We start from the raw sequence: 26,921 nt of genomic DNA, 5'->3' as shown, positions 1-26,921 counted from the left end.
ATGGTGCTGTAGAAATTTCGGCTATTGCCGGGAATACTTGAGATTTAGCCAGATTATAAAGGGTTAATAAACACAACAAGAGCCAGAAACATGTTACTGAATCTGGCTCTTGCTTATTGTTTATTAGTTATTTGCGATTAGTTCGCACCGCGAGGCTTACGCGTGTGAGTATGAATCAAGTAAGCCTGGCTGTCAACGAGCGGACGACCTTCCTTATCACGAGAATGCAAGGTATACGTGCCGTCGCCATCCATCCACCACGAAACAGTTGAATCAGCCATTTGCAAATCAATATACTGAATTAATGCTTCAACTTGATCAGGCGCAGTAATGCGAACTAGGGTTTCAACTCGACGATCAAGATTGCGGTGCATCAAATCTGCAGAGCCAATCCACACTTCTGGACCACTTGCAGGACCGTCACCAATCTGCGGGCCACAAGAATTAGCGAACGCGTAAATACGGCTGTGCTCAAGGAATCGACCAAGAATAGAACGAACGCGAATATTCTCACTCAATCCCTCAATGCCAGGCTTCAGTGAGCAAATTCCACGCTCAACAATATCAATCTTCACGCCAGCTTGAGAAGCACGGTATAAAGCGTCAATAGTTTGCTCATCAACTACGGAATTGACCTTAATCTTAATCCACGCTTCCTTGCCAGCAAGAGCTGCGGCTTCCTCGCGGCGAATACGCTGAATAATGCCAGTGCGAACGGTTCGTGGAGCTACAAGTAAGCGATGGAAGCTTGACTTTGGAGCATAACCGGAAAGCTGGTTAAACAAGCGAGTCAAATCCTGTCCGACTACAGGATCGCAAGTAAGCAACCCCAAATCAGTGTAAAGGCGAGCAGTCTTAGGATTGTAATTACCTGTGCCAACGTGGCAGTAGCGACGCAACCCTTCTGCTTCTTGGCGTACCACGAGTGAAAGCTTGCAGTGAGTCTTCAAACCAACAATGCCGTACACAACGTGAACGCCTGCGCGCTCAAGCTTACGAGCCCAAGCAATATTTGCGTCCTCGTCAAATCGTGCCTTAATCTCAACCAGCGCAAGTACCTGTTTGCCAGCGTGAGCTGCGTCAACAAGAGCGTCAATAATTGGCGAATTGCTAGACGTTCGATACAAAGTTTGCTTAATTGCAAGCACTTTTGGATCTGCAGCAGCCTGCGCGAGGAATGCCTGTACAGAAGTAGAGAACGAATCGTAAGGATGATGCAACAAAATGTCATGCTCGCGAATAGAAGCGAAAATATCTTGAGCGTGGCTAGTTTCAACTTCCGCAATCTGACGGTTCGTAGTAGGAATAAACGGACGATACTTCAAATCTGGGCGGTCAAGCGCCTGCAATTCAAACAATACCGTCATATCAAGCGGCGAAGGCAAGCGATAGACTTCCTCAGGGCTTACGCGAAGTTGATTTGCAAGAAGCTGAGAAAGGAATGGGCTGGCCTCGTTAGAAATTTCCAAACGAATTGGCGGCCCAAAGCGGCGGCGAAGAAGTTCCTTCTCCATAGCGTTAAGCAAGTTTTCTGCATCGTCTTCCTCAACGTCAATATCTTCGTTACGCGTAACGCGGAAAGAGCGAGCTTCCTTAATAATCATTCCTGGGAAAAGTGATTCCAAGTGTGCTGCAATCAGCTTTTCCATAGTGATGAAGCCGTAGCGCTCTTCGCGACCTTCTTCGTCTGTTAAATCGTCAACTGGTACAAGGCGATTCAAATTATCTGGAATTTTTACGCGCGCAAAATGCGACTTTCCAGAATTTGGATTTTCGACGATAACAGCCAAGTTAATAGACTTGCCGGAAATGTATGGGAATGGGTGAGCAGGATCCACTGCAAGAGGCGTAAGAACAGGGAATACTTGCTTTTTGTAGTAATCAGACAAACGTGCTTTTTCTGATTCTGTAAGCTTATCCCAGCTGAGCAACACAATGCGCTGTTTGGCAAGCTCAGGAAGAATGTGCTCAATAACATAGTGAGCGTGCTCATCTTGACGGCGGTGAGTTACTTCACTAATAGCGCGCAATTGCTGACGAGGGCTTAAGCCGGATGCTGCAGTTACTGCTATTCCAGAATCTATTCTGCGCTTTAATCCTGCAACTCGAACCATAAAGAATTCGTCGAGATTTGACGCAAAGATAGCAGCAAAATTAGCGCGTTCAAGAAGTGGCAAATCTGTATTCTGAGCCAACTCGAGCACGCGACGATTGAACTTCAACCAGCTTAATTCTCGGTCGAAGAAACGATCTTTTGGCAACGGTAGCTCACCCTCACGAGCTTCACGCTTTTCTGCCTTTTCATCTTCGGCGATGTGTTCGGCAATTTGACCGCGCAGTATCGCCTTTGAGGGAGCGTCAAAAATTTGTACCATATTCTGTAATTGTATGCGTTGCAAGGGAAGTGCGCGACTGAGTGTCGATTTTATTGCTTGCTTTGCGCTCTAAAAATATCTTGCGACACGCCGGAGTGTGTCTCATGCGAACGTAATTTAACATGATAACCTTTGCATGTTCACAAAATGCCGCAAGAGTTGCGATTTTTCGTGTGCAATTGAACAGTAGTGACAATATGTTAACAAAGGCTAATTTGCTCTTTACTATTAGGCAAAAAACGATGATAATAATAATTACAAAAACAAAAAAGAGATAGCGGTAACCCACAAAAGTGTATGGATATGAAATCCGTGGACGTTGGACGGGATATTTAAGACTTTAACCGTTGCAACGAGGATGTTGTGAAGATGAAACCGCAGATATTGTTTTTGTAGATAAGAGGCTCGCCAAGGTGGCGGGCCTCTTTTGGTGTGAGGGCGATTTTACTATTTACGCAGACTGTCGCGCGTATAAGGGAAACTATCAAAGAATAAATGTTGGAATTCATTTTCTTAGCTTCTTTGAAAATGAGAATATATTGTGTTCCATGCTGTGCTAATCGCAATTGCGAGTTGTTGGACGATTGTTAAGCGACGAGTCGTTATTTATACGCGTGATTACGTGTGTGGAGTTTGAAACAAGTAAGAAGGATCGAAGGACCATGCAACATTCGTTTATGGCAATGTTGGCTGCAGAATTTATTGGCACTGCTATTCTCATGATTTTCGGAAACGGTGCTGTAGCAAACGTTGAATTAAAAAATACTAAAGGACACCATGCTGGCTGGCTAAATATTGCTATGGGCTACGGTTTTGGCGTGATGTTCCCAGTGCTCATGTTTGGCGGAATCTCAGGTGCGCATATCAATCCTGCTATGACAATTGCGCAAGCTGTAAACGGCATGTTCCCGTGGGCTAACGTTGCGCCTTATATTGTAGCTCAGCTTTTAGGCGCGCTGGTTGGTCAGCTTATTGTGTACGTAACTTATTTGCCGCATTACAACGAAACTGAGGAGTCAGAAGCAATTCTTGGCACTTTCTGCACTACGGATGCGTATAACAACAAAATTAACTACTTCCTTAACGAGTTCTTCGGCACACTTGTGCTTGTTTTAGCTGCACTTTGCTGCCTTACTTCTCCTTGGGGTGAGAAGAATTTGGCTGGCGCTTCAATCGTCGTTGGCTTCGTTGTTTGGGGCTTGGTGACTTCTATGGGTGGTCCAACTGGTCCTGCTTTGAATCCTGCTCGTGATCTTATGCCGCGTTTGCTTCACGCAATTTTGCCAATTCCGCACAAGGGATCTTCTCGCTGGGGTGAAGCGTGGATTCCAGTTATTGCTCCTATTGCCGGCGCAATCTTGGGTGTGGTTATGTATAAGTCGTTATTTGCATAAAACATTTGCTTTTAACTGTGATTGATTGCGGTTTATTGCGATTGTAAGAAGCGCGTAATGCTAGTATGAATGCGTTACGCGCTTTTTATTTTGCAAGCTTATGCTTTGCAAGCTTGTGCTTATTAAGAAAAATATTGGAAAAGATTTTAAGAAAGATTTTAAGAAAGACGAAATCATGTTTTCGAAGTCAACTATTGCAATTGGTCGTTTTGCGCCGACTCCTTCCGGGCGTATGCATATTGGAAACATGGTAGCAATGTTGGCTGCGTGGCTTTCTGCAAAATCGCAAGGCGGCCACATGCTTTTACGTCTGGAAGATCTTGATATTGCGCGAATGCCGAAGGATGCTAGTGCTCGAGTTATTGACGATTTGAAATGGGCTGGTCTTGATTGGGTTGGTGAGCCTACTTATCAGCATGAGCGCACTGCAATCTACCAAGAAGCTCTTGATGCGTTAGAATCTTTGCAAGATACTGACGGAAATTCGTTAATCTACCCTTGTTTTTGCTCGCGTTCCGATATTCGCGCAATCGCAGCTCCGCAAGAAGGCGACGGTTTTATACGCTACCCGGGTACGTGCAGAAATCTTCGCAAAACTGCGCAAGGTTTGGCGCAAATCGAAAAGCGTTTGCAAAATAATCAGCAACATTCTTTAAGGCTTGCTGTTCCCTCGGCTGATTCGCCGCAAGCAAATGTGAGTTTTGAAGACGCGATTTTTGGCGCGCAATCGTTTAACATTAATCGCGATTTGGGAGATATGGTGGTTCGCCGCGCGGATGGCGTTTTTTCTTATCAGCTTGCGGTTGTTGTTGACGATGTTTTGAGCGGAGTAAATGATATTGTGCGCGGCCGCGATTTGCTTCGTTCGGCAGCGCTTCAAATTTGGATTGGTGAGCTGCTTGAAAAATCGGGATTTTTTGCGGCTTATGGCGTGCACTATGTGCGTCCGCAATTTGCGCATTTACCGCTGATTGATAACGCACAAGGCGAGCGACTTGCAAAAAGTAAGCACTCGCTAGACGTCGGTGCTCTTCGTGAATCTGGCTGGAGTGCCGAGCGCATGATTGGCTATTGCATGTATCTTTTGGGATACAAAAAGCCTGGTCAAAATCAGCCTGTAGATATGAGTGCCGACGATGCGCTTGCGTTATTTAAAAGCCTTGACACGCCGTGGGGTTCTGTTCGCGCAAACCTAGCCGACAAATCCGTGCCCTTCCTCGACTAAACTATGTATTTAGATTGATAGATTGGGGCAATAAATGGCATATATGGCGCAAAAAGATTTAGCGAATACTGAGGTTGATTGTGTTCGTGCGCGTCAAATTGCCGACGGCGTGCACAGCGTGCAAGACGCCATTGCTCAAGCCGAATCGCATTATGGTCGCAAAGCTGAGTCGGTTACGCTACTTGCCGCAACTAAAACGCGAGATGTTGGCGAAATTATGGCAGCGCTTAAAGCTGGGGTGAGAGTAATTGGGGAAAATCGCCCACAAGAAATCGTTGCAAAAGCCGAAATTTTACGCGCGGAAGCTGCTAGAGAAGGTTTAAGCGTTGGTGTAAACGGCGAAATTCCGCTCTACTTAATCGGTCAACTGCAAAGCAATAAAATAAACAAAGTTTTACCACTTGCAAATGGTATTCAGTCGGTTGACGGCATTGAACTTGCGCAAAAGATATCTGCTCGCGCGCAAAATTTGGGACTTTGTGTAGACGTTATGTTGGAAGTGAACGTTTCGGGAGAAGCTACGAAATCGGGGTGCGCGCCAGAACGCGCGATTGACGAAGCGTTCGCTATATCTAGTCTTCCGGCACTTAATTTGCACGGATTTATGACACTTGGAGCGCGCGTGGATGATGAAAAAATAGTGAGAAGTGGTTTCGCAAAATTGCGAGAAATTAGAGATTGTGTGAGTGAACAACTTGCGCAGGATCATGATGGAAACTCTGCAAAATTAGAGCTTTCGATGGGAATGTCCGGCGATTTTGCGTGGGCGATTGCCGAAGGTTCAACAATGGTCAGAATCGGTTCGGCAATCTTTGGCCCACGCGCATTTGTGTAGTGTGCTGCGTAATCTTGAACTATGAGAATTGCACGTTTTTCGTATAATGAAGTTCCGCAATACGCTTTCGTTCAAAAAGACGAAACCGACGGTAAAGATTATTTAGTAGCGCTTGAAGGGCATCCTTTAAGTCCACAAGGAGTTAAGCCAACTGGTAAACGTTACGCGTTAGACGCCGATGGCGTGCGCTTGCTTGTACCTGTAATTCCTTCGAAAGTTTACGGCTTGGCAAAAAATTACGATACACGTTCCGACGATGAGCGCGCTACTTCTTCTGCGGCTTCTTCACATACTGCTGCAGATATGGTGATTTTTACAAAGCCGAGCACTTCTGTAATAGGACCTGACGATCCGATTGTTATTCCTACTTGCTCAAACGACATGAATTTTGAGCCAGAAGTGGCAGTTGTTATGGGCAAAATCGCCAAAAATGTGACGGCAGATACTGCAATGAATTACGTTTTTGGCTTTACATGCGTAAACGACGTAACTTTACGAGATTGCGCAGGAAGCGACCCAATGTGGACGCGCGCAAAAGGTTTCGACACTTCTTGCCCGCTTGGACCTTGGATTACAACCGAGCTAAATTGGCGCGATGCACATATTTCATTTACGCTTAATGGTGAAAATGTGCCAGAAGCGAGTGGCACCACAGCTCGACTTATTCACAGTATTCCTGAGCAAATTGCTGCGATTTCAAGCTTCTCAACGCTTCTTCCGGGAGATGTGATTTTGACAGGAACTCCATACCCGGCTGGGACTTTACGCGCGGGTGACGAAGCTATCGTGCACGTAGATGGCATTGGCTCTTTGCGAAACGTTGTTGTAAGTGAATAAGAGTTAAAGGAAAGGGTGTCTTATTTGTAAGACACCCCTAAGTTTTTCCATAAACTGTAATTTAGCAAATCGTCTACATTTGTGGATTAATTGCAAAATCGCTGAAATGACATCCATCTACTTTCCCAGCAAGAAGATTACTTGTTGTGTTATCAAAATGCACGGTTTGTTGTAGTTTAAAATTCTTTTTGTTAAGAAAATACAATGTAGATTGTGGTGTCTTTTCTCCATTTGCGTTATCTAAAATTGCTATAGCATTTTTAGTGGTTTGCATCCAATATCTTTTTGGATTGAACTTGCTTGAAGTATTTACTGGGATGGTAAATGTAATTTGCGTTTTCCCAGTAATTGTATTAATTTTATACAGCGCGCCTGTGCCTTGGTCGAGTGCTAAGAGCTCGCGATCATTGAGCATTGTCCTATTCCCATATGAAATATTTTCAAAATCGTGTTTTTCCCCATAGTTATAGGCTATGCGCTTATTTTGCAAGGTTAGCGGTATAAAATCGAATTTTCCTGATTGCGTATTCCACCGATTAATACCGTACGTGGTGAAAGTGAATTCAGGATCGTCTTTTTTATATTCCGTTGTGTCTCCAATCGAAATGATGGTGTTGCGAATGCAAGGAGCTGTATCGTTTCCTATCGTAGAAAAACTATGTACCGTCGTTTCAGAATTTTTGAGTATATGTTTTATGGGTATTGAATCTTGGAGTTTTTTTATTACGAATCCATTTGTTCCATTAAAACTATTAGTTCCATTGTCGCTGGGGCTAATGGTGTACGTGCCACTCTCGCAAGCGCTCGATACATCATATATACGTGATTGCATAATATCTGTATTTCGCGGTTTGCCAAGGGTAATACTATTGAATTCGAGTTGATTTTTCCTAGTGCGAGTAAAACCGTGGTCAAGAACACTAATAACTTCGTGCTGATTATTTTCAAAAATTCCAGCTTGTGCAGCAGGTAATTTTTTGTGATGTTTAATTGCAATACGCATGTTACTTTTTTGGGCAAGGAAATAGTCAAATTTAGCGTCTACGAAATACAAACCATCAGTGTTCCATAATATGTTAGGAGATTCAATGGCAGAAGTGGTAATAGTTTGAGAAGTTCCATCGTTGTTGAGTAATACGATGAATCCATCTCGCTTCTTCTCTTTGCCGGCAGTCATGTCACTTATTGCCACAGCGCCAACGGCATGTGAAAGATTTGCTTGTTTATAACTAATTTGTGTAGGCATCTGCTGCCAAAACAGTAGAAACAATATAGCTGATGCGATGACGGTGGCAGAAAAGCACAGTAAAACAATAATTATCTTCTTGCTTAATTGTTTCATCTTGTCATCAAAGCTTTCTGTATGTTGTGGCTTTTGTTGTTTTTTCAAGATCCCAAGGCCAGACGAGTTCATCGTTGCCATCGTCAATGTCTATTCCAGCGCCATATTTATAAGAAGCCCAGACTAATTGCGCGCAATGTAGTCCTCCCCAGTCGTTTTTATGCGGTTGGAAGAAAGCACTATTATATCCACGACCGATATAAGTTCGAGCTCGATCTGCAGCTTTTGCTCTATTGGCATTAGATGTATTAACAGAACGTATTATTGCTCCTGGAGCTACAAGAGTCTTGAAAGCTAGTTTTTCTCTAGCTACTTCTCCTGGTCCTACTGTCTCAACAATTTTATTTTTTTGCGAGTAAATGCCTGTGTGACCATGTAGTCCTGCAGGAGTGAAATAAAAATCACCACGATGTTGAGCGTTTGGTAGCGTTATAGTTGTTTGGCTGGAAGATTTATCTTGTTGGTATTTATTGATATTTGGATTTTGCAATAATTCCATTTCTGCATCGAGCACTTTTTCTTTGCTCCAATGATGATATTGAGCTATTTCTTGCACGCTTTTATCTAGCTTTTCTTTATTTACGTAATAAGGTAACGCATTTGCAAAATTTGATAATTTATCATCATATGATTCTTTGGCAAAAGCGGAAGATGTAGGCCATAGTACGCATAAAACAGCTGCAATTGTAATTGTTTTGAAAAGTTTCTTATTCATAATAGCCTCATTGTTATTGTGGATAATTTTACCTGTAATATGTCGCCGACGACATATTTATATTGTATATTATTTGCAGAAGTCAGTTTATAAAATATTCGTAAAACATTGCAATTTCACCTTAAATATGCAACATGTGATTGATTTTAGGGAATAGCCCTTAATCTTGATTTCAAAACTTGAGTCTAGTACACTCAAGTTTTAGGAATAAAGTTATAGGAAAATCTGTTATACGTATCAGATACATGAAAGTGAAAGCTCGTTAGAACTCGAAAGTATTGTCAAAAAGCTTGAAATTGCAACGAGAGTTGCAATAAAAATTGCAATAAAAATTGCAGCGATTTGACTTAACTGAAATGGTTTCTACAGCTTTCGTGGAAATGAGGTAGATATGGAACAAAAGTTTACAACCTTAGCGCAAGACGCATTAAGTGATGCTGTGCAAAGTGCAGCGGCTGCTGGCAATGCGCAAGTTGACACTTTGCATTTGGCGGATGCTTTACTTCGCCAAGAGCAGGGCGTAGTGCGCGCGCTTATTGCGCAGGCAGGGGCAGATGCGCAACAAATCGGTGCTGAAATTCGCAACGCATTAGTGGCATTGCCTTCATCTACTGGCTCAACTACAACTAAGCCAGATGCAAGTCGTCAGCTTTTGGCTGCGCTAAGCCAGGCAGAAAAAGAGATGCACGCAATGGGAGACGAATACATTTCTACGGAGCACATGCTTATTGGCATAGTTGCAAGCGCGCCGAATGCTGTTGCGGATATTTTCAAAAAGCACAACGTTTCCGCAGACGCGTTGCGAAAAGCTGTGCCAACTGTACGCGGTGGCGCAAAAGTGACAAGTCCGGATGCTGAAGGCAACTACAAAGCGCTCGAAAAGTATTCAGTTGATATGACAGCGCGCGCTCGCGAGGGAAAGCTTGACCCTGTGATTGGGCGCGACCAGGAGATTCGTCGCGTAATTCAGATTCTTTCTCGCCGCACGAAGAACAATCCTGTGCTGATTGGTGAGCCGGGCGTTGGAAAAACGGCAGTTGTAGAAGGATTAGCTCAGCGAATCGTTGCAGGGGATGTGCCTACGACTTTGCAAAACAAGCGTCTTATCAGTCTTGACTTGGCTTCGATGGTTGCAGGTTCGAAGTATCGCGGCGAGTTTGAGGAACGCTTAAAAGCAGTGTTGAAGGAAATTCAACAATCAGACGGTCAAATTATTACGTTTATTGACGAAATTCACACTGTTGTTGGCGCGGGATCTGCAGAAGGTTCAATGGATGCTGGCAATATGCTTAAGCCAATGCTTGCGCGCGGTGAGCTGCGCTTGGTTGGCGCGACTACGCTTAACGAGTATCGTGAGCATATTGAAAAGGATTCTGCGCTTGAACGCAGATTCCAGCAAGTGTTTGTTGGCGAGCCATCTGTTGAAGATACGGTGACGATTTTGCGTGGACTTAAGCAACGTTACGAAGCGCACCACAAGGTGACGATTAGTGACGATGCAATCGTAGCTGCAGCAACGCTTTCAAACCGCTATATTACCGGTCGTCAGCTTCCAGATAAGGCGATTGATTTGGTGGATGAAGCGGCAGCTCACTTGCGTATGGAGCTTGATTCTCAGCCAGAAGAAATCGATGAATTGCAGCGCAAAGTTACGCGTCTTGAAATGGAGGAAATGCAATTAAAGAAAGCGGAAGATGCTGCTGCGCGCGAACGCTTAGAAAAGTTGCAGGAAGAATTGGCAAACTCGCGCGAAAAGCTTGCTGGATTGAAAGCGCGTTGGGATGCGGAAAAGGCTGGTCACAACAAGGTTGGTGATTTGCGAGCGCAACTCGATGCTAAGCGCGTAGAAGCCGACAAATTCACGCGCGAAGGCAACTTGGAGCAGGCGAGCCGTATTTTGTATGGCGAAATCCCAAGCATTCAAAAAGCTTTGGAAGAGGCGGAGTCCGAGGCTGCTAATGCTAAGAGTGAAGCAAAAGAGCCGATGGTTCCAGACCAGGTTGATGCCGATTCTATTGCTGGAGTTGTTAGCGAATGGACTGGTATTCCTGTTGGTCGCTTAATGCAAGGCGAAAATGAGAAGCTGCTCAACATGGAAAAGGAGCTTTCTAAGCGCGTTGTTGGTCAAAGTGAAGCAATTCAGGCTATAGCAGATGCTGTGCGCAGAAGCCGTGCTGGAATTGCAGACCCGAATCGTCCAACTGGCTCCTTCTTGTTCTTGGGCCCTACTGGCGTTGGTAAGACGGAGCTTGCTAAGGCTCTTGCCGACTTTTTGTTTGACGACGAGCGCGCAATAGTTCGCATTGATATGAGCGAGTACATGGAAAAGGCTTCCGTTTCGCGTCTAATCGGTGCTGCTCCTGGTTACATTGGCTATGAGGAAGGCGGCCAGCTTACTGAAGCTGTGCGTAGGCGTCCGTATTCTGTAGTGCTTTTTGACGAAGTTGAGAAGGCACATCCGGAAGTATTCGACGTTTTGTTGCAGGTTTTGGATGATGGTCGTTTGACTGACGGTCAGGGTAGAACGGTTGATTTTACGAATACGATTTTGATTATGACGTCAAACTTGGGTTCGCAATTCCTTGTGCAAGAAGGCTTGGACGATGCTGCTAAACGTAAAGCTGTTATGAACGCTGTTCACGCTGAGTTTAAGCCAGAGTTCATCAACCGTTTGGATGAACTTGTTATGTTCCATCCGCTTACTCGTGAAGAGCTTGGTGGAATTGTGGATATTCAAGTTCGTCAAGTGGCTGCGCGCTTGAGCGACCGCCGCATTAGCTTGGATGTGAGTGACTCTGCTCGCACTTGGCTTGCGGAGCATGGCTACGATCCAGTTTATGGTGCTCGTCCTTTGCGCAGATTGGTTCAAACGGAAATTGGCGACCAGCTTGCGCGATTGTTGCTTTCTGGAAAGGTGCATGATGGCGCTCGCGTAGTTGCAGATTGTGAGAATACTAGCGACCATGTGACCCTAAAGATTGCGTAGTGCCTGCATTCTTTAATGTAGTCAAATAATGTAGTCAAATAAAACAAAGCGTGCTGTTTGTTGGATTATTCCCCAGTAGACAGCACGCTATTTTTTTATCTAAATAAAAAATATTTGTAGAATGAACTTGAAATAAAAAGGTGGAATTCCCCCTTAATTTTTCGAGTTATTGCTGATAATTGGCATTATCGAATATGCGTATCTTTTAAAATTTTAATTGGTTTTTGTAAAAATCTATTTTTTTTATATTGAATTATTATAAAATGCGTGTATGTATTCAAGGCTGAATACGTTATGAAGCAGATTGAAAATGGAGATACGAATATGTTCGCAAAGGAAGGATTTGCAATAGTTGCGCGTTCTACTATTGCTTATGCTATGCCAATGTCAGCTTATGCTCAGATGAGTGGTTCTGTAGTTGGAATAGACAGAGAAAATATACGAAGTTGTAGGTAAGTAGTCTAGTTATTAAGTGGTGAGATATGCAAGAATCATATACGTGCTCAGATGTGCAACTTGTTAATGTGAATTTTTCGTATGGGAAAAAACAAATTTTGCATAATCTTTCTATAGATTTATCTTTTGGCATATGTGGTCTTTTGGGGCCAAATGGTGCTGGGAAAACTACTCTGCTTAACGTTATAGCGACGATTTATGCTCCCTCTAGTGGGAAACTTTTTGTTCATGGCTTTGACGTAACTGATCGTGCGGAAAGGGCTAAAGCTCGGTCAAATATTGGTTATTTGCCACAATCATTTGAACTTATGAATGCATCGAGTGTGTTAAAAAATGTTCAATATGCCGCATGGGCGCGAGGTCTATCGTGGAGTGCTGCGTATCAAGCTGCTTGGAATGCTCTCAAACAGGTTGGCTTGGAAAAACAAGCACATCGCATAGTTGCAAAAATATCAGGAGGTCAGCGTCAGCGTGCTGGTATTGCTTGTGTGATTGCTAGTCAGCCTGCAGTACTAATACTTGATGAGCCTACTGTTGGTTTAGATCCTGAGCAGCGTATTGATATTCGTAATTTTCTTAAGTCTTATTCGCAAAAGCATACTGTTATTGTCAGTACACATTTAGTAGAAGATTTAGCAGTAATTGCGGATCGGGTTATAGTTCTTAATGAAGGAATTATATTGCTTGATGGGAAAATGGATAATCTTCTTCAATATGCTAATCGTGAAGATCTTATGGTAACTCCATGGGAATCAGGGTATAGGCATTTGCTATCTAAATTTCATAAAAATTAGTAGTAGCAGTAACTAGATATGTATAGTTTCTTATTTCGTTAATGTGGTAGCAAGTAGGGATGTGATTAAATATGCGTCAATATTCTAACTTTTTAACTGAATTCAGATTTTTTACGAAAAGTCATAAGAAGTGCACAATTATTTCACGTATTATGTACCCATTATCTCTAATAAGCAGTTGTATTTTTAGCTTATTTTTGATTGCATATCCTATTTTTTTGGGTGTGGCAAATTTTTTAGCGCATAATAATAATTATGCGCTTTGGTTAAGAATTGATGTCACGTGGATGCATTGTTTGTCTGATATTGTTGCTTGCATTTTTGGCGCATGGTGTTCATGTAAAGCTTGCTCGCCTAGATGTTTGGTTAATTCTGCGTGGTGTGCAGGAAAATCAGCCAGTCGTTACGCTATTCCTATACTAAAAGGCGCTATACTGTGCAGTTTGTTATATTGCGTAAGTATATTGCCAACAGTAATTCAGAGTGATGTAAATATTACAAATTTTCCGTATTTTCCACTATTATGTGGAGGCGTGACGCCAAGTGCATTTTTTGCAATTGGTTTTGCTTTAGGAGTAATTATTGGCAATCGTTGGGCAATTGTATTCTCAGCTTTATTATCTTTTGCAATAATTTGGTGCTGTATTTATGGTGTCATTATAATGCATAATGGCACCATACCTCAGGGAGATATTTTTCCTAGATATTGGGGTAGTAGTTTATATGCAATACTTCCAGTGTCGGATGCTGGTATTGGTGCTGAGCCTGGTTTGCGTATGAACCCATGGTTGGTGACTTTGCGCATATTCTTTGTGTGTGTTGTTATCGTTTCATGCATTCTTTGTTGCGCGCATATTAGATATTTTTGGCAAAAGGGATCTTATTGGTGCATAAAAGCAATAAGTATTTCTTTAATTATGCCAATAGTATGTGCTTGTTGTATAGCTATGTGGGGTCCAAAACCTTGGATTCGCTCTGGACCTTTTGTGCCTCAGTGTACGACGTTTAAAGATACTGCTTTTTCTGTTTGTGTACATCCTGAAGAAGCTTATATTCGTAAACTTCGTGCTGTTAAACATTTGAAAACTGTTGCTTCTTGGTTTCCTAAGAATCAGAGAGATTCGCAAGGCAAAGGAATTGTGCTTGTGCTTGGAAATGCGTTTACTCCAACAAATACTGAAAAATCTTGGAATCTTACTAATAGTGGTTTAATAAAGTTACGTAATCTTAAAGCTACTGTTATTCAACAACAAACAGATACATTTGTTAGGCGTTCTGAGAAATATGGTGATATGACTGGTATCGCTCAAGAAGTGTTACAAAGATTTGTGCCTGCAAAATGTGCATCAAGTGCTATGAAAGAAGTATATGTAAAAAAGAATCTTGATTCAAACGCTTCTGTTACAGCATTTTTGCTTGCTCAGCTTCCTTCTCGTATAAGTAATGATGTGTATGGGTCATATGGATTTATTACAGGTGAAGCAAACGATAAAGTGGCTATGAGTATTAATAATGCTGATGATGCTAAGCTGAAACAATTTGTAAAAAATCATGTTAAAGAACTTAATCAATGTCTCATAACTCCACAACAAGTCTTATCGGAACTTGGTGATAAGCATGAAAAATAATTTTCGCGCTTGGCTTGAAGGTAGGCATTATATTGTTGCAATCGTTGCAATTTTATTGTCCGTAGTCCTTCCCTCTTTAATGCTTGTTATATTCAGATCATTTGTAACGCAGTTGCCAGTTTATGTTGGTTATATTTGTTTGCCGGATTCTGCTAATGTGCATAATGCGGTAGAAGGTATAACGTTTCAATGTCAATCTGGTAGTAGTGTTGTTAATTTTGTTGTTCCTCTGTATGAAGTTATTGTAGTTGGGTTTATTGCCGCGGCATTCGTTTGTCTTGCTCCGATTATGGTATCGTGGGAACGTTTCGTGATGAAAAGGTTGCGAATATATGCATTGAGTGCTGCTTTATTGTGTTTGTTTGTTTCATTTGGCGCTTCAGTGTTAATTGTTCGTATAATTGATTTGCAGTTATTGAGTACATTGCAGATGATTTTAGGTAATGCTTGGATTGATATTGTGCTCATAATGATTGGATTAGCCTGTTTTGGAAGGTTTTACGGCCTTGCATTTGGTGTCTTTTTAGCGGTGATGAATATTGCCACACAAGGTTTGCAAAGTAAAATTGGATTGATTTTGCGATGGTATCCTTCTGGAACTTTGCCTGTAATTCCTGGACAATCCATATTGTTATACGTCATTGTTGTTCTTACTGTAATTGCAGTTTGCCTATGGAGCGGCACGTGTGGACGTGGATTGCTTTATTTTGAACGTGCTTAAAAGACGTGTTTAATTATATTTCAAAAGTCAACTCAATAGTGTTTAATAGAACGTATGTTCGATAATATTGTGATGTTTGTTTTAATGGTGGTTGCTGTTGTAATAACCGCCATTGTTGTGCTGGCTATTGTTAAGCACAACTCTGGAACGCAAGGCGCTAATGGCGTAAACCAGCGCGAATTTAACGAATTGCGCTCGCAGTATGAACAAGCGCGCGCTCAAGCTCAAGAAAATGGCAATCAGGCTATACGCTATCGCACGCAAGCAGAGCAGCTTGCTGAGCGATTAAAGTTTGTTGAAGCAGAACTTGCTAAGGCGCAGCAGGCAGAGCAATTGCGAGTGAATCGCGAAGAACAATTGCGCGCAGAGCGAGAAGAACGCGAACGGTTAAATCGTGAAAAAACTTTGAAAGAGCAAGGTAAAGTTTTGGAAGCGCTTGCTCCAGTAAAAGACAATCTCGAAGCATTGAAGAATAAAGTTTCGCAGATTGAAGAAGGGCGTAAGCAAGAAATGGGTGTGCTAAGCACTCAGCTTAAAGGCCTAAGTGAGCAGCAAACAAGGCTTGACCGCGAAACAAGTTCGCTTTCTGCAGCATTGCGAAATAATAAGGTTCGCGGAGCTTGGGGCGAGGCTCAACTAAAGAATATTGTTGAATCTGCAGGCTTGCTTGAGCATGTTGATTTTGATACGCAGGTTGTTGTAACTGGAGTAAATGGCGAACAGCAGAGGCCAGATATGGTTGTGCATCTGCCAGGAGGCAAAACAATTCCAGTTGATGCAAAAGTTCCGTATGCGGATTATCAGCGCGCTTGCGAAATCCCAGATAACGCAAGTGACGAAGAATTAGCTAGAAGGAGCGAGCTTCTAAAAGCGCATGCTAAGGCTTTGCGAGAGCATGTTAGAGTATTAGGGGCTAAAGCGTATTGGCAGGCTTTTGAAACAGCACCAGATTTTGTAGTTGCATTTATTCCAAACGAAGCATTGCTTCAGGCGGCTCTTGAAGCGGATCCAACGCTTATGGATGATGCTTTTGCGCAAAAAGTAGCACTCACTTCACCAGTTACTTTGTGGGCCGTGCTTAAGTCTGTTGCGTACGCATGGCAGCAGCAAAGTCTTACAGATGATGCAAAAGAACTTTTCGATTTATCTCGAGAATTATATGATCGCTTTGCGGTTCTTGGGGAAAATGCTTCAAAACTTGGCGTATCTTTGGCAAGAACAGTTGCAGCTTACAATAAGTTTGCTTCTTCGCTTGAGTCGCGAGTGTTGGTAACAGCGCGTAAACTTCAGAAGTTAGATCAAAGTAAAGTTATTGCTTCAATAGATCTTATAGATTCCGATAAAGCTGATGTTAAAGAGCTGAGCGCTCCGGAAGTATCAGTAGAAGATCGTTAAGCATAAAAACATTAAAGCATCAAAAATTGAAGAACTCTAACGCTAAGGAGTGCAAAAATGGCAGAATTACAAGAGGAACGCGCTGAGCTTAAACGCATGCTTTGTGCAGATATGATTGCGAAACCATTTAGTGAACTGTTTTCTGTTACATTTGCTCAGCGTGGCTCTAAGCTGGTTGGAGATGTTCTTTTTGACGCAATTGAGAAAGCTGGGTATTCGTTAGAACGCGATGTTGACGCTGTTGGCGCGTTAACTGCTGCTGCGGTGCCGATGGTTTTTGCGCTTATTCATGCTGCAGAACGTAAAGGAATTGCACTCGACGGCTTTGTTATGGATTTTGTTTTTCCTGCAACAAAAGGCCCGTCAGTTAAAGGCAAGCGAGTGCTGTTGCTTGACTCTTGGCTTTCTGAAAAATCGTATGTTCAAACTTCTTCGCTTGTGACTTTACGACACGGAAATGAATTAAGTCTTGATTTTGGCATTGTTCATCAGCAAGGCGCGCAAATTCTTGCTATAGTTGCATTAATTGGTGGTGTTGACGCCGACGAACAAGGCACAAGGCATCTTCAATTAGTAAATCCAATAAGTGAGGAGAGTACTAAAATGGCATTTGTTCAAGCTTTCGATGAAGAAGAATTACGTGCAGATGCAGATCACGACGATTGCTGCAACGACAATTGCTGTGGCGGTCATTGCGAGGTTAAATGCACTGGCGATTGTAAGCATGACGGCTGCACTGAGCCATGCTGTGAAGATAACTGCTGTGGCGGTCATTGCAAGGTAGAGTGCACTGGTGATTGTGCTCATGATGGTTGCACTGAGCCTTGCTGCGAGGATAACTGCTGTGGTGGCCATTGCAAGTCAAGTTGCACAGGTGATTGCGCAACTGACGGCTGCCAAGACTAGCTGCAATACTAAGCAAAAGTATTAAACGGAGCAAAACTCACGCATGCACGAACCGAATCCAATTACTTTGGCTGCAAAAGCTTCCGATGAGCCAGAATTCCGACCTATAGGAGTTGGCCCATGGGAAGAAGAACATCCAGGTGAGCCTCGTCCAGATAATCCAGAATCGCCAAATTATGATGCGCGGTTTAGCACTGAATTACTAGACGAAGGCGATCAGCGTAACGTCTTAGATCGCTACAGATACTGGAAAGTAGAAGCCATAAAAGCGGATCTCGATTCTAAAGGCCGTCATGAGTTTGAAGTAGCTGTAGAAAATTGGACTCACGATTTCAACATAGGCTCTATGGTTCGCACTGCGAACGCGTTTACTGCGAAAAAAGTGTATATCGTAGGGCCTCATAAATGGAATCGTAAAGGCTCATTAATGACTGAGCTATACCAATACGTTGAGTGCTGCCCAACTATTGAAACTCTAGTAACTAATTGGCGCGAAAATATGCTTAAAGAAGCAGAAGAAGCGCATCAATTTTTGCTTAAAGCACAAGCAGAAGGCAATAAAGAAGCCGAAAAAATCGCAAATATTAAGGAACAAGACGCTAAAAACGCTCGCGTTATAGCGCTAGATATTATTCCAGGTGCTGTTGCTATGGAAAACTACAAGTTCCCTAAACGTTGTCTTATGCTTTTTGGTGCAGAAGGTCCAGGTCTTTCTAAAAAAGCACTAGAGATGGCGGATGACGTTGTTTATATTTCGCAATTCGGCTCTGTTCGCTCACTAAATGCAGGAGCTGCTGCAGCTGTTTCTATGCACGCGTGGATTGCTCAGCATGCAGTACCAAATTGCTGAATCTTAATAAAATATTAATTAGAATTTCGGTAGCAGAATTTTGTCAGCAGAATCTCATCAGCAATATTAGTTAAAACGTAGCAGCTTGTACTTATAAACGCTTACATTTAATGTGTATTTTTTTTATTTGTGATATTGTTAATTTATGTTAGAATTTCAACATATTACAAAGCGTTTCGGCGCAAAAACAGTGCTTAACGACGTTTCTTTCGTCGCCGAAGACGGTAAAGTCACGGGCTTTTTAGGTCCTAATGGCGCTGGTAAATCTACCACCATGCGTTGCGCGTTAAATCTTATTCACGCCAATAGTGGCACTTCTCTTATTGACGGAAAACCTTACGCAAAAATCACATCCCCAATGACGGAAGTTGGCGCGGTTCTTGATGCAAAGTCTGCTCACAGAGGTCGAACGGCTTACAATCACCTGTATTCATTGGCTTTAACTCACGGAATATCAAAGAAACGTGTCGATGAAGTCATTGATATTACTGGTTTGACTAGTGTAAAAAATCGCAAGGCAGGTTCATTCTCGCTTGGCATGGGTCAGCGTCTTTCCATTGCTGCGGCTCTTTTAGCAGATCCGCACAATCTCATACTTGACGAACCGGTTAACGGCTTGGATCCGGAAGGTGTTAAGTGGGTTCGCGAATTATGCAAGTATTATGCAAGCGAAGGCCGTGCAATTTTACTTAGTTCCCACTTAATGAGCGAAGTTGCTCTTACTGCAGATAATCTTGTGATTATTGCGCACGGAGAAATTTTGGAGCGCACAACAGTACAAGATTTTGTTAATGCACATTCTCAGCACGCTGTGCGACTTGTAACTCCAGAAGGTGAAAAACTAAAGCAAGTGCTTACACAAAATCATCCCGAATGCAAGATTTTGCCTGATAAGCGCACGCCTCAAGACGCTCAAGAAGGCGAACTTTTTAAGGTAACAGGTTGCGAGCTTAATCAACTTGCTCGCGAAATTGCAGATAATCAAATTATGGTTTACCAGCTAAATCAAGAGCACGCATCGCTTGAGGAAGCATATTTGGCTCTTACGCACGGTCAAGAGCAGTACGTAACAAAAGCATTGCCAAATGCTACTGCTGCGACTGGAACGCAATATGCAGATGGAGGAAGCGCAAAATGAGTGGGCAAATTAATCAATCTGTTGATCAAGCAACAAGCAACTCTTACAAAACCGGCAGAAGCATGAACGCTCAGCACCTACGTCTTACATTTATGCACTCTCTTAAATCTGAGATGGTTAAGTTGCGTGGGCTTACATCCACTTGGTGGTGCATGGCATTGGCCATTGTTTTGCCTGTAGTTTTCAGTTTTATTATCGCGATTGTGCAAAAAGCAATATCTAAAGTTGACTTTACTAAACAGGGTGCGTCTGCTAGCAAATCAAGCGGTGCAGTCACCATGGGGCCGAGCGATAAAAGCAGCCTTATTTCTTCTCAAGAAGGTATTTTCAACTTAGTTATTAGTTTTGCCTCTATATCTTTGATTGTTATTGCGATTTTTGCAGTGCTTGCTATAACAGCTGAGCATTCCACAACTTCAATTCAAGCTTCGCTTACTTCTGTACCTCGAAGGGGTATGTTCTTTACCGCTAAGTTTGTTGCAATCGCAATCTACGTTTTTGTGGTGCAACTTATTGCAATGGCAGTTTCGTTAGTTGCTGCAGAATTAGCATTTATGGGTGAGAATATCTCAGGTTTGTCTGGAAGTAGAACATGGCAATTACCTCTTATGCTGTTCCTTGGATCTCCTGTAATTATGGTTGTTGTGGCAGCAATGGCGTACGGTTTCGGCATGATTTGCAAGTCAACTGCTGGCGGAATTATGTGCGTTATTGGAGCTGTGATGATTTTGCCTACTGTTCTTAGCATTATTGTGATTTCAAGTGGTTTTGCAAAATGGACTTTAGTGCTTACTCAGCTTTTGCCAGCCACAGCTGTAAGTCAATTCTTGGGTGATTCTTCTAGCTCTAACGGAAAATTCGCATCAAATGTAAATGTTGCTTTCGAATGGTGGCAGTCCGGTTTAGTGGTTCTCGCTTGGGCTGTAGTCATGTACGCAATTGGCTACGTTATTGAAAAGCATCGCGATATTTAAACATAGTAAGTATAAATAAAAAATAAGCCCCGTTCGATTGCAATCATTACTGAGCAAACGAGCGGGGTTTATTTGTTGCAACTATTTGCTGATACTAGTTTTAATTCTTTTTGCTAGAAGTAAAGCACCCACTGCAAATAGCACAACGGCTCAAGCAACCATAGCAATAATAGATGGCACTAATTCTGGCACTAAGCTCATTGTGCATTTTCTTGAGAATCCTGATCATCTTGTTTCTTTTTAGCAAATTGAGGATGAGCATACTCTGGTCCAATATATGAAGTATCAGGCAATGGTAGCTCGGTAGTAGGCTTAGTATGTTGTGGTTGCGCATGCCGGTTGATATTTCTTTGATTTTCATATTTTGCATAGAGCTGATTCCGGCAATATCCATAATCTCTGATACGCGACTTTTTGGAATTTTACAATATTTTGCAACGAATGTGAGCTTTTTATAGAACTAGTATTTCTATAATTAGCTTTTAAATCTAATACTTTGCCGACTGTTTTTATTGGGGAATTAAGCTTTTTGTATGGGACGCCGTCGAATAATACTTCACCTTCATTGGCTTTTATGAGTCCCAATGCGCAATATAGCGCAGTTGATTGAACCGTTAGGGCCAACAAATCCCGTAACTTTGCTATCTTCTGCTACAAAAGAAATATTATTGAGTACTTGCTGTTTTTATAGTACTTGGATATATTTTGTATCTCTAACATAACTAAATCCTACTGCGAAAAATGTAATAGAAACCCTATTTGTGTAAAAAATTAAGGACTTTATCTCGTAACTGGCTACAAGATAAAGTCCTTAATTTTTTCAGTTTTATTTATTTATGCTCAATTGCAATATGAGTTCAGTCATTCTTTACAGTTTCAGCAACGCGAGGCCACAAGGTTGTGCCCCAGTTCTTGATTGTGCGCTGACGAACCAACGGCAAATCAGTACGGTTGTACACTGTACGCCATGGTTCCCATACCAAGCCGGTCTTTTCTTCCAACTTAATGCGAAGATTGCGCACATTGCCCTTGAACTGAATCGTTGTGCTGAAGTGAGCGGTACGATACTTGCCGTTTCCTTCCCAAGCGCGAGAACGTACGTATGGAGTTCCGTCGATATCAGTGCCGTACTCATCCCAGTAGACGTAGTAGCGAGCTACATAAGCTCCACGGTGATCCAAGGTCAAATAACCGTCACGGTAAGCAGAAACCTTAGTCTCAACATAATCGCTGTTGCTCTGGAGAGTTGCTACTTCGTTATCTTTTACGAAGGAAGTAGTGTAAGCGATTGGAACAGCTGGGCTAGAGGTGCTCAAATTTGCACCTTCCTGAATCAAAGCCTTCAGCGTATCGATATTGCCGGTAATAACCTTTGCTGCGCCGTTAGCGCTGCCGCCGAGAATCACTGCAGTAACAGAAGTATTCTGGAGAATGCGATGGAATTCGGTGTTTGGCTTAATTTCTACGCCCTTAATTGCCGCTTCTACTGCAGCCTGGAAATCAGTGCTCTTGCTGGTGGTATCGAACTTTACGTACATTGAGCGACCATAAGCTACGTTTGACACGTAAACTGGTGGGCGTTTGCTGTCAACGCCACGGTTCTTCAAGCTTTCTGGCGTAGTGCATGGAGCAAAGAAATCTGCTGGGCTATCTGGAGCGTCGACGCTTACTGTGTAGTAAGTTTGCTTGAAGTTCACAATTTGAGTCTGCTTCTCACCCTTGTGTACTGCATCGAAATCAATCTTCAGCGGTACGCCAATCTTTGCAAAATCAGCACCAAACTTAGCCTTGAGCTGGTTCATGCTCTGTGCGCTTGCGGAATCATACTGCATACGAGCTGCCACATGATGGCTTGCTGCATATTGTGCATTCCACTTAGAAACTAAACCGTTAACTGCTGAAGTAACGGAGCTCTTGGTTGGATGTTGCACAGTTACAGCACTCTCGCCGCCGTGGAAGCCTGGCAAATCAATGCTCAAAGTTAATGGTGCGCGATTTGCTGAAATCAAGCTTGGCATGTTATCCATCAAATTCTGGTCAGCGCGGAATAATGCACCAGGATACACGCGATCATTGTTGGCCGAAGTTACCGACAAGTTTGACGTTGTATTGGTGATGTTCTTCTTCTGATGCTCAACAACAACGAATTCGCCGTTCTTGTTGAAGCTGTCGCTGGAGAATTTATTGTTAATTGTTTCGCCGTGACGTGCGAGAATATTCGTTTTATCGTAATGCAAATCCCACAAGTAGTTGTTCAGCGAGTCCTTGCTGGCTGCGCAAGATGCAGCTGGTGCAGAAGGCTTTGCAGAAGAATCTGCCATTGCTGGAACTGCTAAGCATTGTGGAATAATAGTCGCGCCCGCGAGCAACAACATTGCTGCATTACGGTAGAACTTTGTGCTCTTCATATGTATCCTTCGATTTTTATTAGATTTTATTTCAAATTATTTTTTCAGTGAGATGCTGCAAATACGTGCTTCAGTGCATATATATGCTTCAGTGCATCAGCTTCAGCTTCTCACATCACACGATTATTACACACTTTTTATTTATGCGATAATTGTTTAAAATAATTTTTTAAGTTTCAAACAAAAGTTTAAATAATGCTGAAATACCAACACTTTTTTGTTACGTCAGTTTTGTCGTTTCGGCGTGTTGACAGATAAAATGAACGGATTTTACGTATTTTGATTCGTGATAATTTTGTGAAAATATATGCAAAATATTTGTGCAAGTATTATTTAGTGTTACACATGCGCAATTTTTAATTGCTTCAGTCTTAAAGAATTAATTTGTAGTACTTTCTCAATAAAACAAAATAATCAACAAATAATTCTCATAAAGCTTTTATCCACATTGCTTTTTTCTACTAACGAAGGTCACGTATCACACATATAGTTGAGGTTATGCCTACATTCACACGCGAAGAAATTGAGCATTTGGGCGTTTTATCCCAGATTGCTTTAAGCGACGAAGAAATCAGTCGCTTGCAAGGCGAATTGAACGTCATTGCAGAATCTATTAATAAAGTGCAGGAAGTTGCTGGCGAAGATGTGCCACCTACTGCAAATCCAGTGCCTTTGGAAGCTTATTTGCGTCCAGATGAGCCTGCTACACCTTTGACTCAAGAAGAAGCTCTTTCGGATGCTCCTAGAAGTGAGTCTGGCATGTTTGTAGCGCCTCGAATTTTGGGGGAGGAATAAAAACATGACTAATACTCAAGATTTGGTAAAACTTTCTGCTGCCGATATGGCAAAGGCTGTAAAAGCTAAAGAAGTTTCTAGCCGTGAACTTGTTGAAGCTCACTTGGCAGTCATTGAATCTGCAGAGCCAGAAATTAAGGCATTCTTGCATGTTTCTGCAGATATTGCTCTCGAGCAGGCAGATGCTTTTGATGCTAAGAACGCTAATGGTGAGACTGAAGGCTTGCCTGAGCTTGCAGGCGTTCCAATTGCAATTAAAGACATGATTGTCACTAAAGGCATTCCAACCACTGCAGCATCGAAGATCCTCGAAGGCTGGGTTCCACCTTACGATGCTACTGTTATTGAAAAGCTCAAAGCAGCTGGCATGCCAATTCTCGGCAAGACTAATTTGGATGAGTTTGCTCAAGGTTCTTCTACAGAACATTCTGCTTATCAAACTACTTGCAATCCTTGGGATACTGAGCGTGTTCCTGGTGGTTCCGGCGGCGGTTCAGCTGCAGCTGTTGCTGCATTCGAGGCTCCTATTGCTTTGGGTACAGATACAGGTGGCTCTATTCGTCAGCCAGGTGCTTTAACTGGTACAGTCGGCGCAAAGCCAACTTATGGCGGTGTTAGCCGTTTTGGTGCAATCGCTATGGCAAGTTCCTTGGATCAGATTGGACCTGTTTCTCGTACCGTTCTTGATTCTGCGCTTTTGCAGGAAATTATCGGTGGTAACGATAGGCGCGATTCTACTTCTATTCCAGCTCCTGTTCCTCCAATGGCTCAAGCTGCTCGTGAGGGCGCTCGCCGTGATTTGAAGGGCTTGAAGGTTGGTTTAGTTAAAGAGCTTAGTGGCGACGGATTCCAGCCGGGAGTTGAAGCACGCTTTAATGAAGCTGTGCAATTGCTTAAGGATATGGGTGCAGAAGTAACAGAAGTCTCTTGCCCTCATTTCCCTTACTCTTTGGCTGCTTACTACATTATTATGCCTTCAGAAGTTAGCTCTAATTTGGCTCGTTACGACGGCATGCGCTACGGTTTGCGCGTAATGCCGCCAGCAGACAAGCCTCAGACTGCTGCAAATATGATGGCTGCAACTCGTGAAGCTGGTTTCGGTGACGAAGTAAAGCGCCGTATTATTCTCGGTACTTACGCGCTTTCCGCTGGCTATTACGATGCTTGGTATGGTTCTGCACAGAAAGTTCGTACGCTTATTATTCGCGATTTCGAAGAAGCGTTTAAGAAAGTAGATGTTCTTATTTCTCCAACAAGCCCTACAACGGCATTTAAGTTTGGTGAGAAGATGGACGATCCGCTTTCTATGTATATGAACGATATTGCTACGATTCCTGCAAACATGGCTGGAGTTCCTGCTTTGAGTCTCCCAGCTGGCTTAAGCGACGACGGTTTGCCTGTTGGCATTCAGATTATTGCTCCGCAATGCCATGATGAAAAGATGTACAAGCCTGCAGCAGCGTTGGAAGCTGCTCTCGAAGAGCAGTGGGGCGGCTCAATCTGGAAGTCGCTTAAGGCTGGCTGGCTCGATTCATTGGCTAAGTAAAGTTAAGCAAAGCTTAAGTAAGAAGGATTCTCATGGCTGAAAAACTTATGAAATACGCCGATGCTGTGGAGCAATTTGACCCAGTTTTCGGTTTGGAAACTCACGTTGAGCTTAGCACGCGCACAAAGCTGTTTTGCCCAGCGGAAGTGTCTTTTGGTGGCGAGCCAAACACTCAGCTAACTCCTGTAAGCCTTGGTTTGCCAGGCTCTTTGCCAGTTGTAAACAAGACTGCAGTTGATTATGCAATTAAGCTTGGTTTGGCATTGCATTGCGAAATTGCTGAGTGGAGCCAGTTCGCTCGTAAGAACTACTTCTACCCAGATATGCCTCGCGATTATCAGATCTCCCAGTACGATAAGCCTACTAATGGCAACGGTTACTTGGATGTTGAGCTTGAAGATGGAACCGTGTTCCGCGTTCCGATTGAGCGCGCTCACATTGAAGATGATGCTGGTAAGAATACGCACGTTGGTGGTGCTGACGGCCGTATTGAAGGCGCAAATCATTCTTTGGTTGATTACAATCGCGCAGGTGTGCCTTTAATCGAGATTGTAACTAAGCCAATCGAAGGCGCTGGCAGCCGCGCTCCAGAAATTGCTGGTGCCTATATGCGTGCTATTCGCGATATTGTTCGCGCTCTCAACATTTCTCACGCTCGCATGGAGCAGGGCAATATGCGTGCTGACGTGAACGTTTCGCTCCGTCGCAAGCCAACCGATCCATTTGGTACGCGTTCAGAAACTAAGAATGTGAACACATTCCGCGGAATCGAAAAGACGCTCCAATATGAGATTCGTCGTCAAGCTGCTATTTTGAGTGAAGGCGGCGAGATTTTGCAGGAAACTCGTCACTGGGATGAGGCAACTCAGACTACTGCTGGCGGTCGTGTGAAGTCGGATGCTGACGATTATCGCTACTTCCCAGATCCTGATTTGGTTATGCTTCATATCACTAAAGAGCATATTGAGCGCATGAAGGCGCAAATGCCTGAAATGCCTCGCGAGCGTCGTAACCGTTTGCAAAGCGAATGGGGTATTAGCGATCTTGAAATGCGAGATATTCTTAACGCGGATGCTCTTGATTTGGTTGAAGAAACCGTTAAAGCAGGTGCAACTGCAGCAGGTGCTAAGAAGTGGTGGCTTGGTGAGCTTGCTCGCGAAGCAAACACTCGTGGCGTGACTTTGGAGGAATTGCCTATTACTCCGCAAGATGTGGCTGAAGTTGAAAAGTTAATTGCAGACGGCAATCTTAACGATAAGCTCGCTAAGCAAACTGTTGCATGCGTTTTGGCTGGCGAGGGTAAACCTGATGAAGTTGTTAAGAAGCACGGATTTAAGGTTATGAACGACGACGGTGCTTTGGAAGCTGCTGTTGACGCTGCTCTTGCAGCCGATCCTGAAGTTGCAGAAAAGCTTAAGGCAGGCAATATGAAGCCGATGGGCGCGATTATTGGTGCCGTTATGCGTGCGACTAAAGGTCAGGCTGATGCTAAGGCTGTTACTAAGATTGTGATGGCAAAAATCAAAGGCTGAAAAGTGCCGTAAAGGCTGAAAAATTTAATATTTGATAACGCTAATGTATAAACGTAAAAGCGTAATCAA

21 protein-coding genes are annotated in these 26,921 nt (G+C 43.1%); 17 read left to right on the top strand and 4 right to left on the bottom strand.

Going from position 1 to position 26,921, the window contains the following annotated elements; genetic code table 11:
- Positions 1 to 137 precede the first annotated feature (137 nt).
- Entirely contained in the window at positions 138 to 2,375 is a 2,238-nt protein-coding gene (locus tag HXT32_RS06535; RefSeq protein WP_004110091.1) for an RNA degradosome polyphosphate kinase, read from the bottom strand.
- Between the two features lie 662 nt (positions 2,376 to 3,037).
- Between HXT32_RS06535 and HXT32_RS06530 the strand changes: the two genes are divergently transcribed.
- The 4 genes from HXT32_RS06530 to HXT32_RS06515 all read left to right on the top strand — a co-directional run bounded on the left by HXT32_RS06530 (position 3,038) and on the right by HXT32_RS06515 (position 6,666).
- Positions 3,038 to 3,769, top strand: a complete 732-nt coding sequence (locus HXT32_RS06530; protein WP_012913721.1) for an MIP/aquaporin family protein — start codon at positions 3,038 to 3,040, stop codon at positions 3,767 to 3,769.
- 175 nt (positions 3,770 to 3,944) lie between these two features.
- Positions 3,945 to 4,994 (top strand): glutamyl-Q tRNA(Asp) synthetase, encoded by a 1,050-nt coding sequence (locus HXT32_RS06525; RefSeq protein WP_415707472.1) that lies wholly within the window; start codon positions 3,945 to 3,947, stop codon positions 4,992 to 4,994.
- A gap of 34 nt (positions 4,995 to 5,028) precedes the next feature.
- Positions 5,029 to 5,829 (top strand): YggS family pyridoxal phosphate-dependent enzyme, encoded by an 801-nt coding sequence (locus HXT32_RS06520; protein WP_415707389.1) that lies wholly within the window; start codon positions 5,029 to 5,031, stop codon positions 5,827 to 5,829.
- A 21-nt stretch (positions 5,830 to 5,850) separates the two neighbouring features.
- Positions 5,851 to 6,666 carry a fumarylacetoacetate hydrolase family protein gene (locus HXT32_RS06515; RefSeq protein WP_415707391.1) on the top strand — a complete coding sequence of 272 codons (816 nt, stop codon included), beginning with the start codon at positions 5,851 to 5,853 and terminating at the stop codon, positions 6,664 to 6,666.
- Positions 6,667 to 6,739: 73 nt separating this feature from the next.
- On the opposite strand, the gene HXT32_RS06510 is transcribed toward HXT32_RS06515, so the two are convergent.
- Both HXT32_RS06510 and HXT32_RS06505 read right to left on the bottom strand, forming a co-directional pair.
- The gene (locus HXT32_RS06510) at positions 6,740 to 8,089 is read right to left on the bottom strand and encodes a hypothetical protein (RefSeq protein WP_240318946.1); all 1,350 of its coding nucleotides are present in this window, start codon (positions 8,087 to 8,089) and stop codon (positions 6,740 to 6,742) included.
- Positions 8,016 to 8,723: a cell wall hydrolase gene (locus HXT32_RS06505; protein WP_285089564.1), complete on the bottom strand. Its 708-nt coding sequence runs from the start codon at positions 8,721 to 8,723 to the stop codon at positions 8,016 to 8,018. Before HXT32_RS06505 ends, HXT32_RS06510 begins: the two co-directional genes overlap by 74 nt.
- Positions 8,724 to 9,114: 391 nt before the next feature.
- Here HXT32_RS06505 and clpB point away from each other — a divergent pair, with 391 nt between their 5' ends.
- The 10 genes from clpB (at position 9,115) to HXT32_RS06455 (ending at position 20,571) form a co-directional block, all read left to right on the top strand.
- Positions 9,115 to 11,709, top strand: a complete 2,595-nt coding sequence (gene clpB / locus HXT32_RS06500) for an ATP-dependent chaperone ClpB (RefSeq protein WP_422118960.1) — start codon at positions 9,115 to 9,117, stop codon at positions 11,707 to 11,709.
- 294 nt (positions 11,710 to 12,003) lie between these two features.
- Entirely contained in the window at positions 12,004 to 12,165 is a 162-nt protein-coding gene (locus tag HXT32_RS06495; protein WP_004136515.1) for a hypothetical protein, read from the top strand.
- 26 nt (positions 12,166 to 12,191) lie between these two features.
- Positions 12,192 to 12,959: an ABC transporter ATP-binding protein gene (locus HXT32_RS06490; RefSeq protein ID WP_004136514.1), complete on the top strand. Its 768-nt coding sequence runs from the start codon at positions 12,192 to 12,194 to the stop codon at positions 12,957 to 12,959.
- Between the two features lie 533 nt (positions 12,960 to 13,492).
- The gene (locus HXT32_RS06485; RefSeq protein ID WP_004136513.1) at positions 13,493 to 14,587 is read left to right on the top strand and encodes a hypothetical protein; all 1,095 of its coding nucleotides are present in this window, start codon (positions 13,493 to 13,495) and stop codon (positions 14,585 to 14,587) included.
- Positions 14,577 to 15,308, top strand: coding sequence for a hypothetical protein (locus tag HXT32_RS06480; RefSeq protein WP_004136512.1), 732 nt, complete (start codon positions 14,577 to 14,579; stop codon positions 15,306 to 15,308). Before HXT32_RS06485 ends, HXT32_RS06480 begins: the two co-directional genes overlap by 11 nt.
- 54 nt (positions 15,309 to 15,362) lie before the next feature.
- Positions 15,363 to 16,703 (top strand): DNA recombination protein RmuC, encoded by a 1,341-nt coding sequence (gene rmuC / locus HXT32_RS06475; RefSeq protein WP_004105862.1) that lies wholly within the window; start codon positions 15,363 to 15,365, stop codon positions 16,701 to 16,703.
- A gap of 57 nt (positions 16,704 to 16,760) precedes the next feature.
- A complete protein-coding gene (locus HXT32_RS06470) occupies positions 16,761 to 17,609 on the top strand; it encodes a hypothetical protein (RefSeq protein WP_004136511.1) in 849 nt (282 codons plus the stop codon).
- Between the two features lie 43 nt (positions 17,610 to 17,652).
- Positions 17,653 to 18,459 carry a TrmH family RNA methyltransferase gene (locus HXT32_RS06465; protein WP_076002563.1) on the top strand — a complete coding sequence of 269 codons (807 nt, stop codon included), beginning with the start codon at positions 17,653 to 17,655 and terminating at the stop codon, positions 18,457 to 18,459.
- A gap of 145 nt (positions 18,460 to 18,604) precedes the next feature.
- Positions 18,605 to 19,597: an ATP-binding cassette domain-containing protein gene (locus HXT32_RS06460; RefSeq protein WP_004110073.1), complete on the top strand. Its 993-nt coding sequence runs from the start codon at positions 18,605 to 18,607 to the stop codon at positions 19,595 to 19,597.
- Positions 19,594 to 20,571 (top strand): ABC transporter permease subunit, encoded by a 978-nt coding sequence (locus tag HXT32_RS06455; protein WP_004110071.1) that lies wholly within the window; start codon positions 19,594 to 19,596, stop codon positions 20,569 to 20,571. Before HXT32_RS06460 ends, HXT32_RS06455 begins: the two co-directional genes overlap by 4 nt.
- An 857-nt stretch (positions 20,572 to 21,428) precedes the next feature.
- On the opposite strand, the gene vly is transcribed toward HXT32_RS06455, so the two are convergent.
- The gene (gene vly / locus HXT32_RS06450; protein WP_004110067.1) at positions 21,429 to 22,979 is read right to left on the bottom strand and encodes a cholesterol-dependent cytolysin vaginolysin; all 1,551 of its coding nucleotides are present in this window, start codon (positions 22,977 to 22,979) and stop codon (positions 21,429 to 21,431) included.
- 498 nt (positions 22,980 to 23,477) lie between these two features.
- Here vly and gatC point away from each other — a divergent pair, with 498 nt between their 5' ends.
- Genes gatC through gatB form a run of 3 tightly spaced genes read left to right on the top strand, consistent with a single transcriptional unit; the run spans position 23,478 to position 26,852 of the window.
- Positions 23,478 to 23,774, top strand: a complete 297-nt coding sequence (gene gatC, locus HXT32_RS06445; protein ID WP_004105888.1) for an Asp-tRNA(Asn)/Glu-tRNA(Gln) amidotransferase subunit GatC — start codon at positions 23,478 to 23,480, stop codon at positions 23,772 to 23,774.
- 4 nt (positions 23,775 to 23,778) lie between these two features.
- Positions 23,779 to 25,320, top strand: a complete 1,542-nt coding sequence (gatA, locus tag HXT32_RS06440) for an Asp-tRNA(Asn)/Glu-tRNA(Gln) amidotransferase subunit GatA (protein ID WP_004110065.1) — start codon at positions 23,779 to 23,781, stop codon at positions 25,318 to 25,320.
- A gap of 32 nt (positions 25,321 to 25,352) precedes the next feature.
- Positions 25,353 to 26,852: an Asp-tRNA(Asn)/Glu-tRNA(Gln) amidotransferase subunit GatB gene (gatB, locus tag HXT32_RS06435; protein WP_004110063.1), complete on the top strand. Its 1,500-nt coding sequence runs from the start codon at positions 25,353 to 25,355 to the stop codon at positions 26,850 to 26,852.
- The last annotated feature ends 69 nt before the right edge of the window (positions 26,853 to 26,921 follow it).

This window comes from Gardnerella sp. DNF00747, from assembly GCF_049262675.1.
GTDB lineage: Bacteria > Actinomycetota > Actinomycetes > Actinomycetales > Bifidobacteriaceae > Bifidobacterium > Bifidobacterium swidsinskii.
The sequence above is the reverse complement of the archived record's forward strand: the minus strand, read 5'-3'. Positions and strand labels throughout refer to the sequence as shown.